Origin of the sequence: Arenibaculum pallidiluteum (genome assembly GCF_017355985.1) — a bacterium.
Lineage (GTDB): Bacteria > Pseudomonadota > Alphaproteobacteria > Azospirillales > Azospirillaceae > Arenibaculum > Arenibaculum pallidiluteum.
The window spans coordinates 167,948-184,513 of the sequence record NZ_JAFIQU010000001.1 but is presented as its reverse complement, the minus strand read 5'-3'; the positions used below and the strand labels follow the sequence as shown (position 1 = coordinate 184,513).

Here is a 16,566-nt window from a genome sequence, read left to right as displayed (position 1 = left end):
CGCGGGCACGAACGCACGACCAGCCCGGAGGACCAGCATGACCACCACCCAGGAGATCGCCGCCAGGCTCGGCCTCAGGGATCCGCTTCTGCTGCGGGACCGTGCCTACATCGACGGCAAGTGGCTGGCGGCCGAGAGCGGCCGGACCATCGCAGTCACCAATCCCGCCGACGGGTCCTTCCTGGCGGCCGTCCCGGACATGGGCGCGGCCGAGACGCGCCGGGCTATCGAGGCGGCCGAGCGCGCCTGGCCTGCCTGGCGCTCACGCACCGCCAAGGACCGCGCGAAGCTGCTGCGCGCCTGGTTCGACCTGATGGTGGAGAACCAGGAGGATCTCGCCCGCATCATGACGGCCGAGCAGGGCAAGCCGCTGGCCGAGAGCCGCGGAGAGATCCTGTACGCGGCCTCCTTCATCGAGTGGTTCGCCGAGGAGGGCAAGCGGGTCTATGGCGACGTGATCCCCGGCCACCTGCCGGGTCGCCGCATCGTCGTGCTGAAGGAGCCGATCGGCGTCACCGCCGCCATCACGCCCTGGAACTTTCCTGCCGCAATGATCACCCGCAAGGCCGGCCCGGCGCTCGCCGCGGGTTGCCCCATGGTGATCAAGCCGGCCTCGGCGACGCCGCTGTCGGCCTTCGCCATGGCGGTGCTGGCGGAACGCGCCGGGATCCCCCCGGGCGTGCTGGCGGTGCTGACGGGATCTGCCCGCGCCGTGGGCGGCGAGATGACGGGCAACCCCACGGTCCGCAAGCTCAGCTTCACGGGCTCGACCGAGGTCGGCAAGACGCTGATGGCCCAGTGCGCTGCGACGGTGAAGAAGGTCTCGCTGGAGCTCGGCGGCAACGCGCCCTTCCTGGTCTTCGACGATGCCGACCTGGACGAGGCGGTGAAGGGCGCCATTGCCTCCAAGTACCGGAACACCGGCCAGACCTGCGTGTGCGCCAACCGCCTGCTGGTGCAATCCGGCGTCTACGAGGCCTTCGCGGCCAAGCTGGCCGAGGCCGTCGGCGCGCTGAAGGTCGGCCCCGGGCTGGAGGTCAAGGATGCCCAGCTGGGACCCCTGATCGACATGGCTGCGGTCGAGAAGGTCGAGGAGCACATCCGCGACGCCGTCGCCAAGGGAGCCCGGGTCGTCACAGGTGGCCGGCGCCATGCCCTCGGCGGCAGCTTCTTCGAGCCCACGGTGCTGGCCGAGGTCACGCCCGAGATGAAGGTCGCCCGCGAGGAGACCTTCGGCCCGGTCGCCCCGCTGTTCCGCTTCGAGACAGAAGAGGAGGCGGTCCGGCTGGCCAATGCGACGGAGTTCGGGCTGGCGGCCTATTTCTATAGCCGGGACGTCGGCCGGATCTGGCGCGTCGCGGAGTCGCTGGAGTACGGAATCGTCGGCATCAACGAAGGCATCATCTCCACCGAGGTCGCGCCCTTCGGCGGGATGAAGGAGAGCGGCATCGGCCGCGAGGGCTCCAAGTACGGCATCGAGGACTATCTCGAGATCAAGTACCTCTGCATGGGCGGGATCAGCGCCTGAGCGATTAAACGGTAGAAATTTCAACGGTTTGGCGGACGCCCTTCGACCGGCCTTGCAGGTCGTGGGGCGGCCCCGCGCTGGAAAGTGCCGGCGCCAGGGGCCAGATGCCGGATACGGGACGCCCGACACGGAATGTCGGTGATCAACGGGAGCCTGGAGGCGGCGGTGGCGAGCTACGATTTCGACCTATTCACGATCGGGGCCGGGTCCGGGGGCGTGGCCGCAAGCCGCCGCGCCGCTTCCTACGGGGCCAAGGTCGCCATCGCCGAGGGCAGCCGCGTCGGCGGCACCTGCGTCCTGCGCGGCTGCGTCCCCAAGAAGCTGCTGGTCTACGGTGCCCAATTCGCCGACCATTTCGAGGATGCCGCCGGCTTCGGTTGGGAAGTCGGTGAGACGGCGTTCGACTGGTCGCGCCTGATCGCCAACAAGGATCGCGAGCTCGACCGGCTGAACGGGATCTATATCGGCCTGCTCGAGAAGCCCGGCGTGCGCATCGTGAACGGCTACGCCCGGCTGCTCGACCCGCACACGGTGCAGGTCGGGAGCGAGACCTTCACGGCCAAGACGATCCTGATCGCGACGGGCGGCCATCCCGTGCTCCCGAATGTCCCCGGGGCCGAATACTGCCTGACCTCCAACGAGGCGCTGGAGCTGCCGGCCCTGCCCGAGAGCCTGGTCGTCCTGGGCGGCGGGTATATCGCGCTGGAATTCGCCAGCATCTTCGCCGCCCTCGGCGTCGCCGTGACGGTTCTGCTGCGCGGCGACAACGTCCTGAGGGGCTTCGACCGCGACGTGCGCGAGCATCTCGCGACCGAGCTCGGCCGGCGGGGCATCCGCATCGTCGCCGGGGTCGTGCTGGAGCGCATCGAGAAGACCCAGGCCGGTCTGGTTGCGGTCACCGCCGACGGGCGCCGCTTCGAGGCCGGGCAGATCCTGGCGGCGACCGGCCGCGCGCCGAACACCCGGGACCTCGGGCTCGAGGCGGCGGGGATCGAGACGGACCCGCGTGGCGGCATCCGCGTCGACGAGTGGAACCGCACCAACTTGCACAGCGTCTATGCCGTGGGCGACGTCACGGACCGGGTCGCGCTGACGCCCATCGCCATCGCCGAGGGCCGCGCGCTGGTCGAGACGCTGTTCAACGGGAACCCGACCCAGGTCAGCTACCAGAACATCCCGACGGCCGTGTTCTGCAATCCGCCGGTCGCCACGGTTGGCCTGACCGAGGAGCGCGCCCGCGCCATGCTGGGACAGATCGACGTCTACCGGACCAGCTTCCGCCCCATGAAGAACACCCTTTCCGGGCGGGAGGAGCGGACCCTGATGAAGCTGGTCGTCGACCGGGACAGCGACCGGGTCCTCGGCTGCCACATGGTCGGTCCCGACGGGCCCGAGATCATCCAGGGCCTCGCCATCGCGCTGAACTGCGGAGCCACCAAGAAGCAGTTCGACCAGACGATCGGCCTGCACCCCTCGGCCGCGGAGGAATTCGTGACCATGCGCGAGAAGGTGCCGGAGCCGACACCGGTGGCGTGACGGTGCCTCCCGGATCACTGCGGCGGGCTGCGCGTTGATCGTCTGGCCGGCTTCGTGGCCGGCCATGCCGGCCCGTGGCGGGGCCGCGGAATGCAATATCCCGGGCGGAGGGAGTTGGGTGCGAACCGAGGATGCGGGTGCCATCCCCAGCCAGCAGCGCGACGGCCGGATCGACCTCTATCGGGGCATGGCCCTTCTCTTCATCTTCTGGGATCACATCCCCGGAAACGTCGTGGCGCAACTGACGCCCCGCAACTTCGGCTTCAGCGATGCGGCGGAGATCTTCGTCTTCCTCGCGGGCTACGGGGTGGCGCTCGCCTACGGACAGCACTTCGAGCGCGACGGCTGGCTGCGGTCCTGCCTGCGCATCCTGCGGCGCGCATGGGCTCTCTACGTCGCCCACATCTTCGTGCTCGTCCTGCTTTCCGGCATCGTCATCCTCGCCAATGCGCGGGTCGAGACTCGCGACCTGATCGAGGAGATGCATCTCGGGTACCTCGTGCAGAACACCGAGCACGCGCTTGTGGACGCGCTGGTCCTTCGCTTCAAGCCGAGCCTTATGGACCCGCTGCCGCTCTACATCGTGCTGCTGCTGGCGCTCGCCGTCGCGCTGCCGGTGCTCGTCCGCCGTCCGGCGCGGCTCGTGGCGGGATCGGCGGCCCTCTACGCCCTGACCCTCGGGTTCGGCTGGACCCTGCCGAGTGCGCCGGGCGAGGCCTGGTTCTTCAATCCCCTGGCCTGGCAGTTCCTGTTCGTGCTGGGCGCCGCCAGCGCCGTCGCCGCGCGATCAGGGGCGGCGGTTCGCCTGCCGCCCGGGCTCGTCGCGGCCGCGGCCGGCTTCATGATCGTCTCCGCGCTGCTCGCCCTGTCGTGGCGCTGGCCCGAACTGCACGATGCCGTGATGCCCCGGCGCCTTGCCGAATGGATCTACCCCATCGACAAGAGCAGCCTCGCGCCGCTGCGCCTGCTCCATTTCATGGCCCTGGCCTGCTGCGCGGCGGTGCTGCTGCGGCCGGGAGCCTGGCAGGATCGTCCCATCATCCGGGACGTCCGCCTGCTGGGCCGCCACTCGCTGGAGATCTTCTGCCTCGGCGTGATCCTCGCCCCGCTTGCCGATGCGGCCAACACGCTGGGCGGGGACCGTCCCATGGTGCAGATCGCCACCTCCGTGATGGGGGCGGCCGCCATGGTGGCATTCGCCTCGCTGCTGCAGTGGAGCCGCGACCAGCTTCTTGCGCCGGCTGCGGGCTCGAAGCTCGTCTCGCGCCACGACCCGGCGCGCGGAACCTGATGCGCGGCCGCGCTATTCCTGGCGCGTGCCACGCGTCGCGGCCTCGGTGGGCGGCGTCCCGTCGCCGGGGCCCAGCGGGCGCTGCATCAGGACCGTGTCGACCCAGCGGCCCAGCTTGAATCCGACCGAGCTCAGCGTGCCCGCCGGACGGAAGCCGAGGCGCCGATGCAGGGCGATGGAGGCGGCATTGCCGCTGTTGCCGATGACCGCCAGCATCTGCCGCCACGGCCCCGCCTCGCACCGGTCGACGAGCGCCTGCAGCAGCGCGCTTCCGATGCCCCGCCCGCCGAGCCCGTCGGCGACGTAGACGGAATCCTCGATCGTGTGGCGGTAGGCAGGCCGAAGCCGGTAGGCGCTCGCATAGGAGTAGCCGGCAATGCGCCCTTCTGCCTCTGCCACGAGGTAGGGAAGGCCAGACGCGATCACCGAAGCCCGGCGCGTCGCGAGCTCCTCGACCGTCGGAGGCACCTCCTCGAAGGTCGCTAGCCCATGCAGCACGTGATGAGCGTAGATCGCCTGGATCGCCGGCATGTCGGCCTCGGCCGCATCGCGAACGACGATCGAGGCTCCGGAGCGGGCGATACCTTCCGGCATATCGATGGTTCCCATGACTCTTCCGACTCTTCCTTCCTGGGGCCTGGACGCGGAACCGCGGCCGGCTTGGGGCCTTGCTCCGCGCCCCGGGTATCGTGGGGGCTGCCGGAGAACCTTGCCGGGCTGCTCTTCATAAATGAAGCTTTTGCGATTTATGCGGAGCATGAGAAGTTCTTTTGGTGCGAAGCCTGAACCTCGACAATCTGCGCACCTTCGCGATCGTGGTCGAACAGGGCAGCTTTTCGGCCGCAGCCACGCGGCTCGGACTGACCCAGCCGGCCGTCAGCCTGCAGATCCGCCAGCTCGAGCGGCACCTGGGCGTGTCGCTGATCGAGCGCATCGGCCGGCGGGCGCAGCCCACGGCGGCGGGTCTGGAGCTGCTGGGCTATTCGGAACGGTTCGACGCTCTCGTCTCCTCCGCCCTGGATGCGATGGCGCGGCATGCGTCGGGCGTCATGGGCCGGGTGCGGATCGGAACCGGCGCCACCGCCTGCATCTATCTGCTGCCGCCGATCCTGCGCAGCCTAAGGCAGCGTTTCCCGACGCTCGAGATCACCGTCAGCACCGGGAACACCAGCGATTTCGTGAAGGCGGTCGAGGAGAACTCGATCGACGTGGCCCTCGTCACGCTGCCGGCAGCCGGGCGGATGCTGGACGTGACTCCGGTCCTGGAGGACGAGTTCGTCGTGATCGCGCCGGCCGGCACCGACCTTCCGGAGCGCGTCGACGCGGCGACCCTGACGACCCGGCCCGTGATCCTGTTCGAGCCCGGGGGAAACACCCGGCGGATCGTCGACGACTGGTTCGCGCAGCGCGGCGTCGCGCTGAAGCCGATCATGTCGCTGGGCAGCGTCGAAGCCATCAAGGAGCTTGTCAGCGCGGGCCTCGGATGCGCCGTCCTGCCGGGAATGGCCGCATCGCAGGCGGCGCGCCTGGGCGAGCTGGTGGTGCGGCCGCTTTCGCCCGGGCTCCATCGCACCCTTGCGATCATCCTGCGCCGGGACAAGCGGCTGCATCTCGGCCTGAAGGAAACCATCAGGGCCCTGATGGCCCTCGGGCCGCAGCGCACGAGCAAGCCGCCTCAGTAACGGGCGGCTATCCAGAACCCGCCTGCCAAAGTTCTTCTTATTTCCCGCATAATCCCGAGGCCTCTTCCTGCCCGTGGTGCGGCGGTCCAGGATCGGGCCATCCGATGCAAGTCGATGCGCTCCATGAATCCCGCGCCCGTCATGCCACGAACCGTGCTTTGTCTGGGAATAGGACTCCTGGTCTCGTGGGGCGTCTCCTATTACCTGATCGGCGTCTTCGGGGACCGGATCGCCGCCGACCTCGGGTGGCGGCTGCCCCTCGTCCACGGAGGCTTCACGGCGGCCCTGCTGACGATGGCCGTGGTCTCCGGCGCGGCCGGCCGGCTCATCGATCGCCATGGCGGACGGTGGGTGATGGCGGCGGGAGCCGCGCTGACGGCCATCGGCTGCATCGGACTGGCCTCCTCCTCGAGCGTGGTGCCCTACTACGCGTCCTGGATCTGCCTTGGCGTGTCCATGCGGCTGACGCTCTACGATGCCGCCTTCGCATCGCTTGCGCGCATCGGGGGGGCGGAGGCGAGGGGGGCGATGGCGCAGGTGACGCTGTTCGGCGGCCTCAGCTCCACCGTCTTCTGGCCGGTCGGGGACATGCTCGCGGAATGGCTGGGATGGCGCGGCGCGGTGCTCGTCTACGGCGGGCTGTCGCTCGCGAGCGTTCCGCTCTTTCTCGGAATCCCAGGGGCCGGCCGGGAGCCGGCCCACGCCCAGGACCGTCCGGGCGGGGCCGGGCCGCCGCCCGGCGACACGTCCGCAGGCGTCCTCTATGCCCTTGCCTTCGCCCTCGCGCATTTCCTCAGCTCCGCGCTGTCGGCGCATCTCATCGGGCTGCTGGCGGGGCTCGGCATTGCGGGCTCGGCGGCCGTCTGGATCGGAACCCTGCGCGGCATTGGCCAGGTTGCCGGCCGATTCTGCCAGGTGCTTTTCGGCGCCCGCATCCATCCCGCCGACCTGAATGCCCTGGCCATGCTGGTCCTGCCGGTGGCCTTCGCTGTGGGTCTCCTCGGCGGCGGCCACGTAGCTTTCGCGGCTCTGTTCGTCCTCGTCTACGGCGCAGGGCATGGCGTCCTGACGATCACCCAGGGGACGCTTCCCCTGGTCCTCTTCGACCACGGGACCTACGGGGCCCGTGTCGGGCGCCTCCTGGTCCCGGGATTCGTCCTGTCCGCGGTGGCGCCCCTGGCCTTCGCGGTCGTCATCGAGCGCCTCGGCGAGCGCGGTGCCCTGTATCTCTGTCTCGTGCTGGCAGGAATGACGCTGGCCTGCGCGTTGGTTCTAAGGCTTCGCGCCGGTCGGCGGAGCGGGACCGCGGTCGAGGATGCTCCATCCTAGCGGCGGCTCGTCCCGGCGCGGCGCCGGTAGGGACGATGCGCACTCGCGACAAATGCCTCTGCCGCCGCCGTGACCTGCGCCCATGGCACTGGAAATGTCCTTTCGGAGCGCGTATAGCGGAAAGCTATTTTGTTCGAGTCGCGAGAAGGGTTGCGCCATGGCTGAGCGTTGGACTCCCGACAGCTGGCGGAGCAGGCCGGTCCGGCAGATGCCGGCCTATGAGGACAAGGCGAAGCTGGCCGATGTCGAGGCGCGGCTTTCGGGCTATCCGCCGCTGGTCTTCGCGGGCGAGGCGCGGCGGCTGAAGGCCGCGCTGGCCCGGGTCGCGGCCGGCGAGGCCTTCCTGCTGCAGGGCGGCGACTGCGCCGAAAGCTTCGCGGAATTCCACCCCAACAAGATCCGCGACACCTTCCGCGTGCTGCTGCAGATGGCGGTGATCCTGACCTTTGGCGGCGCGACGCCGGTGGTCAAGGTCGGGCGCATGGCCGGCCAGTTCGCGAAACCCCGCTCGGCCGACACCGAGACGATCGGGGACCTCGAACTCCCGAGCTATCGCGGCGACATCATCAACGGGTTCGAGTTCGAGCCCGCGGCGCGCCGGCCGGACCCCGAGCGGATGGTGCAGTCCTACAACCAGTCGGCCGCCACGCTGAACCTGCTGCGGGCCTTCGCCCAGGGCGGCTACGCCGACCTGCACAAGGTCCATCAGTGGACGCTCGGCTTCGTCGAGCGCTCGCCGGCCGGCGAGCGCTACCGGGAGATGGCGGACCGACTGGACGAGACCCTGAGCTTCATGGCGGCCTGCGGCATCACGGCCGAGACGACGCCCCAGATCCGCGAGACCGACTTCTTCACGAGCCACGAGGCGCTGCTGCTGCCCTACGAGCAGGCGCTGACCCGCATCGACAGCACCACGGGCGACTGGTACGACGTCTCGGCCCATATGCTGTGGATCGGCGACCGCACGCGGCAGCTCGACGGCGCGCATGTGGAGTTCCTGCGCGGCGTGAAGAACCCGATCGGGCTGAAATGCGGGCCGAGCTCGAACCCTGACGAGCTGATCCGCCTGATCGACATCCTGAACCCGCAGAACGAGCCGGGCCGGCTGACGCTGATCGCGCGCATGGGCTCGGACAAGGTGGACCAGCTCCTGGCGCCGCTGATCCGCAGGGTGAAGGCCGAGGGCCGCGCCGTCGTGTGGTCGAGCGACCCCATGCACGGAAACACGGTGAAGTCCGCGAGCGGCTACAAGACCCGCCCGTTCGAGCGCATCCTGGGCGAGGTCCGCGGCTTCTTCGCGGCCTGCCGCAGCGAGGGCGTGCATGCCGGCGGCGTGCATTTCGAGCTGACCGGCCAGGACGTGACCGAGTGCACGGGCGGTGCCCAGGCGATCACCGACCACGCGCTCTCGGACCGCTACCACACCGCCTGCGATCCCCGCCTGAACGCCAGCCAGTCGCTGGAATTGGCTTTTCTCGTCGCTGAACAGTTGAAGGAGGAGCGGCGCCAGCTCGAAAAGGCGCGTCGCGAGCAGGCCGCGGAGTAGGCCGCGGGCCTGGGCCAAGCCAGGGGGAGATCAGCGTGAGCGAGGAGAGCGGGGCGCGTCCGAGGGGGACGGCCGCCGGCTGGCCGGGTGCCGCCGAGGTGACGGCGTGGACCGATGCCTATTTCAACCGGACCAAGTCGACGGTCGGGAAGTTCGGCGACGCGCGGGTCACCTATGCGGTCTTCATGCGCCGGCCCGTCGTCTGCGCGCCGCGCCTCGCCGTCGACTGGCTGCGCGCCGTCGCGGCCGAGCGCGGCATCGAGATCAAGATCGAGCAGCGCTACCGCGAGGGCCAGTGGGTCGGCGCGGGCGAGCCAATGCTTTACGTCACCGGGTCCTTCTACAACCTGGTCGACCTCGAGACGCTGCTGCTGATGAAGCTCGGGCCGGCCTGCGTCGCCGCCTACAACGCCTTCACCATGTGCGCGGACCTGCCGAAGGTCGCCTTCCTCGCCATGGACGCCCGGCATTGCGCCGGCACCGAGATGGCCGAGATCATGGCCTACGCCGCCTCGGTCGGTTCGGACCGGGCGCGCCGGAAGGTCGGCGCGATCGGCTTCATCGGCAATGCGACGGACGCGACGGCGCACTATTTCGGCAAGGAGCGCGGCATGGGCACCATGCCGCACGCGCTGATCGGATACGCCGGCTCGACCGTCCGGGCGGCCGAGATGTTCCACGAGACGTTCCCGGACCAGAATCTGACCGTGCTGGTGGACTATTTCGGCCAGGAGGTGACGGACAGCCTGGCGGTCTGCCGGCGCTTTCCGCAGCTCGCGGCCGAGGGGCGGCTCTCGGTCCGTCTCGACACCCCGGGCGGCCGCTTCGTCGAGGGGCTGGACCCGCCGGGCTCCTACGCCGTGATCGAGCGGCACAACCCCCAGGCCATCCGCGGCTATCGCGACGAGACCCAGCTCCGCTACCTGATCGGCACCGGCGTCTCGGCGGCGGCGATCTTCCATGTGCGCGAGAAGCTGAACGAGGCCGGGTTCGAGAAGGTGCGGATCGTTGCGTCCTCGGGCTTCGGTCCCGCCAAGTGCCGAATCATGGCGGAGGCCGAGGCGCCGCTGGACGTTGTCGGCACCGGATCCTACCTGCCCGAGCGCTGGGGCGAGACCTACGCCACGGCCGACATCGTCGAATACGACGGCACGAGGCGCGTGAAGGTCGGCCGCGAGTTCCTGTTCCGGAAGTAGCAGTGCGTCGGGGACGCGGGCCTCATTGACAGCGGGCGGCGCGCTCCGCTGTGATGGGCCCGCCCCCGGGGCGGGAAGGACCCGTCCCGGAACGCCGCCCCGTACGGCCCCGCGACAGACGGAACCCGATGACAGACCGGCTTGCCATCGCCCTTGCCCAGCTCAACCCGACCGTCGGCGACATCGAAGGCAACGCCGCCAAAGTCCGCGACGCCCGCGCCGAAGCGGCGGCCCGCGACGCCGATCTGGTGGTGTGCCCGGAGCTGGTGATCTCGGGCTATCCGCCCGAGGACCTGGTGCTGAAGCCGTTCTTCCTGGCCTCGGTGCGCCAGGCGGTCGAGGCGCTGGCGGCCGACACCGCCGATGGCGGCCCCGCGGTCCTGGTGACCGCGCCCTGGCAGCAGGACGGCCGGGTCTACAATGCGGCGCTGCTGCTGGACGGGGGCGCGATCCAGGCCGTGCGCTTCAAGCACGACCTGCCGAATTACGGCCCCTTCGACGAGAAGCGCGTCTTCGCGGCGGGACCGGTCCCGGGCCCCGTGAACTTCAGGGATGTCCGCCTCGGAGTCCTGATCTGCGAGGACATGTGGACCGGCGACGTCGCCGAGACGCTGGCCGAGTGCGGGGCCGAGATCCTGCTGGTGCCCAACGGCAGCCCGTTCGAGACCGACAAGCACGAGCTGCGCGTCAACCTCGCGGTTGCCCGCGTCACCGAGACGGGCCTTCCGCTGGTCTATGTGAACCAGGTGGGCGGGCAGGACGAGCTGGTGTTCGACGGCGGCTCCTTCGCGCTCGGCGCGGACTGCTCCCTGGTCGCGCAGGGCCATCGCTGGCGCGAGCAGGTGTTGCTGACGCGCTGGGTGCGCGAGGCCGGCGTCTGGCGCTGCGAGCACGGCGAGACGGCCGAGCCCGATGCCGGCATCCCGTCGATCTACCAGGCCATGGTGCTGGGCCTGCGGGACTACGTGAACAAGAACCGCTTCCCCGGCGTGCTGATCGGCATGTCCGGCGGCATCGACAGCGCACTTTCCGCGGCGGTGGCGGTCGATGCGCTGGGCGCGGACCGGGTCCATCTCGTGATGATGCCCTCGCCCTACACCTCGCAGGACAGCCTGGATGACGCGGCAGAGGCGGCGGAGCTGCTGGGCGCGCGCATCGACACAATCCCCATCGGCCCGGCCATGGACGCCTTCGCAACGATGCTGGAGCCGGCCTTCGCGGGCCGCGATCCCGACATCACCGAGGAGAACATCCAGTCCCGCGCACGGGGGATGACGCTGATGGCGCTGTCGAACAAGTTCGGCGCCATGGTGCTCTCGACCGGCAACAAGTCCGAGATGTCGGTTGGCTACGCGACGCTCTACGGCGACATGTGCGGCGGCTATTCGGTCCTCAAGGACGTCTACAAGACGACGGTCTACGCCCTCTCGCGCTGGCGCAACCAGACGCTGCCCGACGGAGCGCGGGGGCCGGCCGGCCGCGTGATCCCCGAGCGGATCATCACCAAGGCGCCCACCGCCGAGCTGAAGCCGAACCAGACCGACCAGGACACGCTGCCGCCCTACGACGCGCTGGACGACATCCTGGAATGCCTCGTCGAACGCGACCTTAGCGTTGCCGAGATCGTGTCCCACGGCCATGCCCGCGAGACCGTGGACCGGGTCTGGCGCATGCTGGACCGCGCCGAGTACAAGCGGCGCCAGGCGCCGCCGGGCGTGAAGATCACCCGGCGCAGCTTCGGCAAGGACCGCCGCTATCCCATCACCAACGGCTTCACCTCGCTGATCGGCAAGGCCTGAGCCTGTCCGGGGACGGGCCGGGGCGCGGGGACGGGGCATGGACCCCGGGCGCGGCTTCTGCTACGCCTCGAAGCCCAGCCGAACGAGACTTCGGAAGACGAGACCGTGGCCCTGCAGCTCCACAACACGCTGACCCGCCGGCAGGAACCCTTCACGCCGATCGATCCCGGCTGCGTGCGGATGTATGTCTGCGGCCCCACGGTCTACGACTGGGCCCATATCGGCAATGCCCGCCCGGTCGTCGTCTTCGACGTGCTGTACAGGCTGCTCAGGCGCCTCTATCCGGCGGTCAAGTACGTCCGCAACATCACCGACGTTGACGACAAGATCATCGAGCGGGCGCGGGAGAGCGGCGAGGACATCGCGGTGCTGACCGCGCGCACCGCCGCGGCCTTCCATGCCGACATGGCGGCGCTTGGTGCCCTGCCGCCCGACGTGGAGCCGCGCGCCACCGAGCACATCCCCGCCATGGTCGCGATGATCGGCCGGCTGATCGAGACCGGCCACGCCTATACGGCCGAGGGGCACGTGCTGTTCAGCGTTCCTTCCATGGCGGATTACGGGCGCCTGTCGCGGCGCTCGCGCGACGAGCTGATCGCCGGTGCGCGGGTCGAGGTCGCCCCCTACAAGCGCGACCCCGCGGACTTCGTGCTGTGGAAGCCGTCCACGCCCGAGATGCCGGGCTGGGACAGCCCGTGGGGCCGCGGGCGCCCGGGCTGGCACATCGAGTGCTCGGCCATGGCCGAGCAGCACCTGGGCGAGACCTTCGACCTGCACGGCGGCGGGCTGGATCTGATCTTCCCGCACCACGAGAACGAACTCGCCCAGTCGCGCTGCGCCCATGGCGGGACCGAGTTCGTGCGCACCTGGGTCCACAACGGCTTCCTCACCGTGAACGGCGAGAAGATGTCCAAGAGTCTGGGCAACTTCTTCACGGTGCACGACCTGCTGGACGAGTTTCCCGGCGAGGCGATCCGCCTGACGCTGCTCTCGGCCCAGTACCGCCAGCCGCTGGACTTCACCCGCGACGCCGTGCGCCAGGCCAAGGCCGTGCTCGACCGCTGGTATGGCGCGCTTCGCGCGGTTCCCGGAGCCGAGGAGGGCGAGGTGCCGGCCGAGGTGATGGCGGCGCTGCAGGACGACCTGAACACGCCGCGCGCCGTCAGCCTGTTCCACGAGCTCGCCGGGGCCGTGAACAAGGCCGCGGACGATGCGTCCAGGCGCGCCGCCGCATCGGCGCTGCTGGCGGCGGGCCGGCTGATGGGCCTGCTGGAGCAGGAGCCCGAGGCGTGGTTCCGCTGGGCGCCGGCCGGGGCCGCGGCGCTGGCCGACGCCGAGATCGAGCGGTTGATCGCCGACCGGCAGGCAGCGAGGAAGGCGCGCGACTTCGCCGAGGCGGACCGGATCCGCGACGCGCTGGCCGCGCAGGGGGTCGTGCTGGAGGACGGGCCGGGCGGCACGACCTGGAAGCGCTCGGGCTGAGGGCGCCCCCTGCCCGGGGGCGCCGTCCGCGCGTCCGCGCAATCTCCGGAATACCGGTGACCGCGAGAGGTCGTTTTCGTTTCAACGCCCTTTGTGCTATCGCTGCCGGTCCCTGAGGGGATCCAGCGGGACAAGGCGATGGGCGAGCGCATCTATCTCTACGACACCACCCTGCGCGACGGCGCGCAGACCCAGGGTGTCGACTTCTCGGTCGCGGACAAGGCCGCCATCGCCCGTGAGCTGGACCGTCTCGGCATCGACTATGTCGAGGGAGGCTGGCCCGGGGCCAATCCGACGGATGACGCCTTCTTCGCCGATCCCCCGCGCCTCGGCTCCGCGAGGCTGACGGCCTTCGGCATGACCCGCCGGCCCGGCCGCAGCGCCGCCAACGATCCGGGGCTGAACGCCCTGTTCGGCGCCACCTGCGGCGCCATCTGCCTGGTCGGCAAGACCTGGGACTTCCACGTGCGCGTCGCCCTCGGCATCACGCCCGAGGAGAACGTGGAGCTGATCCGCGACAGCATCGCGGCCGCGCGCGAGCGCAAGGGCGAGGCGCTGTTCGACGCCGAGCACTTCTTCGACGGCTACAAGGCCGATCCGTCCTTCGCCATGGCGTGCCTGCGCGCGGCCGAGGAGGCCGGCGCGCGCTGGATCGTCCTGTGCGACACGAACGGCGGCACGCTGCCCCACGAGGTCGAGCGCATCGTGGCCGAGGTAGCCGCGGTGATCCCCGGCGCGAAGCTCGGCATCCACACGCACAACGACACCGAGAACGCGGTGGCCAACAGCCTCGCCGCGGTCCGCGCCGGCGTTCGGATGATCCAGGGCACGCTGAACGGCCTCGGCGAGCGGTGCGGCAATGCGAACCTGGTCTCGCTGCTGCCGACGCTGATGCTGAAGATGGGCTACGAGACAGGCGTCACGGAGGCCGGGCTGACCCGGCTGACGCAGGTCAGCCGCTTCCTGGACGAGCGCCTGAACCGCGCGCCCTGGCGCCACCAGCCCTATGTCGGCGAGAGCGCCTTCGCCCACAAGGGCGGTCTGCACGTCTCGGCGGTCGAGAAGGACCCAGCGAGCTACGAGCATATCGATCCCGCCAGGGTCGGCAACCGGCGCACCATCCTGGTTTCGGACCAGGCCGGGCGCTCCAACGTGCTGTCGCGCTGCCGCGAGATCGGGATCGAGATCGACCCGGACGACCGGCGGCTTGCGGCGCTGGTGGAGTCCGTGAAGCGCCGGGAGTTCGAGGGCTATGCCTATGACGGGGCAGAGGCCAGCTTCGAGCTGCTGGCGCGCCGCGCCCTGGACGAGGTGCCGGAGTATTTCCGCCTGAACTCCTTCCGCGTGATCGACGAGCGGCGCTGGAACGCCAAAGGGGACCTGATCACGCTGTCCGAGGCCACCATCAAGGTGCAGGTCGCCGAGGAGCAGGTGATGACCGTGGCCGAGGGCAACGGCCCCGTGAACGCCCTCGACACGGCGCTGCGCAAGGCGCTGGTCCCGGTCTATCCCGAGCTCGCAGGCGTCCGCCTCGTGGACTACAAGGTCCGCATCCTGACGCCCACCGAGGGGACCAAGGCCGTCACGCGCGTGATGATCGAGAGCGACGACGGCAAGGGGCACCGCTGGACCACCGTCGGCGTCTCGGCCAACGTGATCGACGCCTCCTACAACGCGCTGCACGACAGCCTGACCTACCGTCTGCTGCGCGGGGGCTGAGGTCGGGAAGGCGGATCCGCCGCGGGCCGATCCAGGGCCGGATCCGCTCCGGATCCGGGCCCGCCGCCTTGACGGCGGCGCCGGCGGCGCACTAAACCCGCGGAACCCTCCCGCCGGACGGCCGCAGACCCATGACCTCAGGCACCAACCCCGCCCGCGATTCCGTGACCGGCGGCCCGGCCGTCGTGCTCGTCGACCCGCAGCTCGGCGAGAATATCGGCGCGGCCGCCCGCGCCATGCTGAACTGCGGCTTGACCGACCTGCGCCTGGTCCGTCCGCGCGACGGCTGGCCCAACGAGAAGGCCGTCGCTGCCTCGTCCGGCGCCACGGCCGTGCTGGACGCGGCACGGGTCTTCGACCGGGTCGAGGACGCGCTGGCCGACCTGACCTACGTCCTGGCCACCACGGCGCGGCTGCGCGACCAGGTCAAGCGCATCCTGACGCCGCGGGGCGCGGCGGTGGAGATGCGCGCGCGCTGGCAGGCCGGCGAGCGGCCCGGCGTGATGTTCGGCCCCGAGCGCACCGGCCTCGTGAACGACGATATCGCCCTGGCCGACGCGGTGCTGAGCGTGCCGCTGAACCCCTCCTTCTGCTCGCTGAACCTGGCCCAGGCCGTCCTGTTGATCGGCTACGAGTGGTTCCAGACCGGCGACGTGCCGCCGGACCGGGCGGTCCATATCGGCCAGAGCCGTCCCGCCACCAAGGACGAGCTGCTGAACCTCTTCGACCGATTCGAGGGGGAGCTGGACGCCGGAGGCTTCTTCACGGCCGACGACAAGCGCCCGACCATGGTGCGGAACCTCCGGAACATGTTTCTCCGGGCCGAGATGACCGAGCAGGAAGTCCGCACGTTCCATGGCGTCATCGCCGCGCTGACGGGACGGCGGAAGGTGCATCGGCGGTCCTGACCGCGATGCTGCCGGCTGATCCACTGGCCCCGGTGCGAAGGTGGTGGTCTTATGGATGCGACATGCAACCAGGAGGAAGCCCGCATGATCCGCCCCGTCGTCGCAGCCCCGGCACCTGCCGTCCCGGTGCTGGCGATCCTGGCGTTCGCGGCGCTGGCGTCCGGGCTACCGGCGGCGCCCGCGGCCGCGCAGGGGGCGGTGGCGACCCAGGTGGAGGACTGCGCCTTCCTGGAGCGCTCCTTCCAGGAAGTCTATGACGGCCTGCGCCGCCAGCGCGAGTTGCGCGGCGCGCGCAGCCAGCCACCGGGTGCCCAGGATCCCGCCCTGGTCGCCATGTTCGTGGGCATCCAGCAGAACATCATCTTGATGCACACCGCCCGCGGCTGCGATCCCGCGCGGCTGATCGACCTCGCCCGCACCGAGGCCGCGAAGTACGGGACCCAGCGCTAGCGATCGCCTTGCCCTTCGCCCGGTGCCGTGCGCCTGCGGGCGGGCAGGGGAAGCGCGCTCGAAGGCCGGGTGGAGAATCCGGGAGGGTTGCAGGTGAAAC

The 16,566-nt window shown here is 70.1% G+C and carries 13 protein-coding genes; 12 read left to right on the top strand and 1 reads right to left on the bottom strand.

The window, feature by feature from the left end:
* The first annotated feature begins 37 nt into the window (after nt 1-37).
* The 3 genes from gabD (at nt 38) to JUB13_RS00875 (ending at nt 4,355) form a co-directional block, all read left to right on the top strand.
* Nucleotides 38-1,528: an NADP-dependent succinate-semialdehyde dehydrogenase gene (gene gabD, locus JUB13_RS00885; protein ID WP_207476388.1), complete on the top strand. Its 1,491-nt coding sequence runs from the start codon at nt 38-40 to the stop codon at nt 1,526-1,528.
* 165 nt (nt 1,529-1,693) lie between these two features.
* A complete protein-coding gene (gor, locus tag JUB13_RS00880; RefSeq protein WP_207477401.1) occupies nt 1,694-3,064 on the top strand; it encodes a glutathione-disulfide reductase in 1,371 nt (456 codons plus the stop codon).
* Nucleotides 3,065-3,182: 118 nt separating this feature from the next.
* Complete coding sequence (locus tag JUB13_RS00875; RefSeq protein ID WP_207476386.1) at nt 3,183-4,355, top strand: OpgC family protein; 1,173 nt, start codon at nt 3,183-3,185, stop codon at nt 4,353-4,355.
* Between the two features lie 12 nt (nt 4,356-4,367).
* Here JUB13_RS00875 and JUB13_RS00870 read toward each other — a convergent pair whose 3' ends face one another.
* Nucleotides 4,368-4,964: a GNAT family N-acetyltransferase gene (locus tag JUB13_RS00870; protein WP_236024642.1), complete on the bottom strand. Its 597-nt coding sequence runs from the start codon at nt 4,962-4,964 to the stop codon at nt 4,368-4,370.
* A gap of 164 nt (nt 4,965-5,128) precedes the next feature.
* Here JUB13_RS00870 and JUB13_RS00865 point away from each other — a divergent pair, with 164 nt between their 5' ends.
* From JUB13_RS00865 to JUB13_RS00825, 9 genes are all read left to right on the top strand, one after another.
* Nucleotides 5,129-6,037, top strand: a complete 909-nt coding sequence (locus JUB13_RS00865) for a LysR family transcriptional regulator (protein ID WP_207476384.1) — start codon at nt 5,129-5,131, stop codon at nt 6,035-6,037.
* Between the two features lie 141 nt (nt 6,038-6,178).
* Nucleotides 6,179-7,366 (top strand): MFS transporter, encoded by a 1,188-nt coding sequence (locus JUB13_RS00860; RefSeq protein ID WP_207476382.1) that lies wholly within the window; start codon nt 6,179-6,181, stop codon nt 7,364-7,366.
* A gap of 157 nt (nt 7,367-7,523) precedes the next feature.
* Complete coding sequence (locus JUB13_RS00855) at nt 7,524-8,912, top strand: class II 3-deoxy-7-phosphoheptulonate synthase (RefSeq protein WP_207476380.1); 1,389 nt, start codon at nt 7,524-7,526, stop codon at nt 8,910-8,912.
* Nucleotides 8,913-8,947: 35 nt separating this feature from the next.
* Nucleotides 8,948-10,108, top strand: coding sequence for a nicotinate phosphoribosyltransferase (locus tag JUB13_RS00850; protein WP_207476378.1), 1,161 nt, complete (start codon nt 8,948-8,950; stop codon nt 10,106-10,108).
* Nucleotides 10,109-10,236: 128 nt separating this feature from the next.
* Nucleotides 10,237-11,907: an NAD+ synthase gene (locus tag JUB13_RS00845; RefSeq protein ID WP_207476376.1), complete on the top strand. Its 1,671-nt coding sequence runs from the start codon at nt 10,237-10,239 to the stop codon at nt 11,905-11,907.
* Between the two features lie 105 nt (nt 11,908-12,012).
* Entirely contained in the window at nt 12,013-13,389 is a 1,377-nt protein-coding gene (gene cysS / locus JUB13_RS00840) for a cysteine--tRNA ligase (RefSeq protein WP_207476374.1), read from the top strand.
* Between the two features lie 138 nt (nt 13,390-13,527).
* Nucleotides 13,528-15,108: a citramalate synthase gene (gene cimA, locus JUB13_RS00835; protein WP_207476373.1), complete on the top strand. Its 1,581-nt coding sequence runs from the start codon at nt 13,528-13,530 to the stop codon at nt 15,106-15,108.
* Nucleotides 15,109-15,239: 131 nt separating this feature from the next.
* Nucleotides 15,240-16,016 (top strand): RNA methyltransferase, encoded by a 777-nt coding sequence (locus JUB13_RS00830; protein ID WP_207476372.1) that lies wholly within the window; start codon nt 15,240-15,242, stop codon nt 16,014-16,016.
* An 84-nt stretch (nt 16,017-16,100) separates the two neighbouring features.
* Nucleotides 16,101-16,466: a hypothetical protein gene (locus JUB13_RS00825; protein ID WP_207476371.1), complete on the top strand. Its 366-nt coding sequence runs from the start codon at nt 16,101-16,103 to the stop codon at nt 16,464-16,466.
* Nucleotides 16,467-16,566 lie beyond the last annotated feature (100 nt).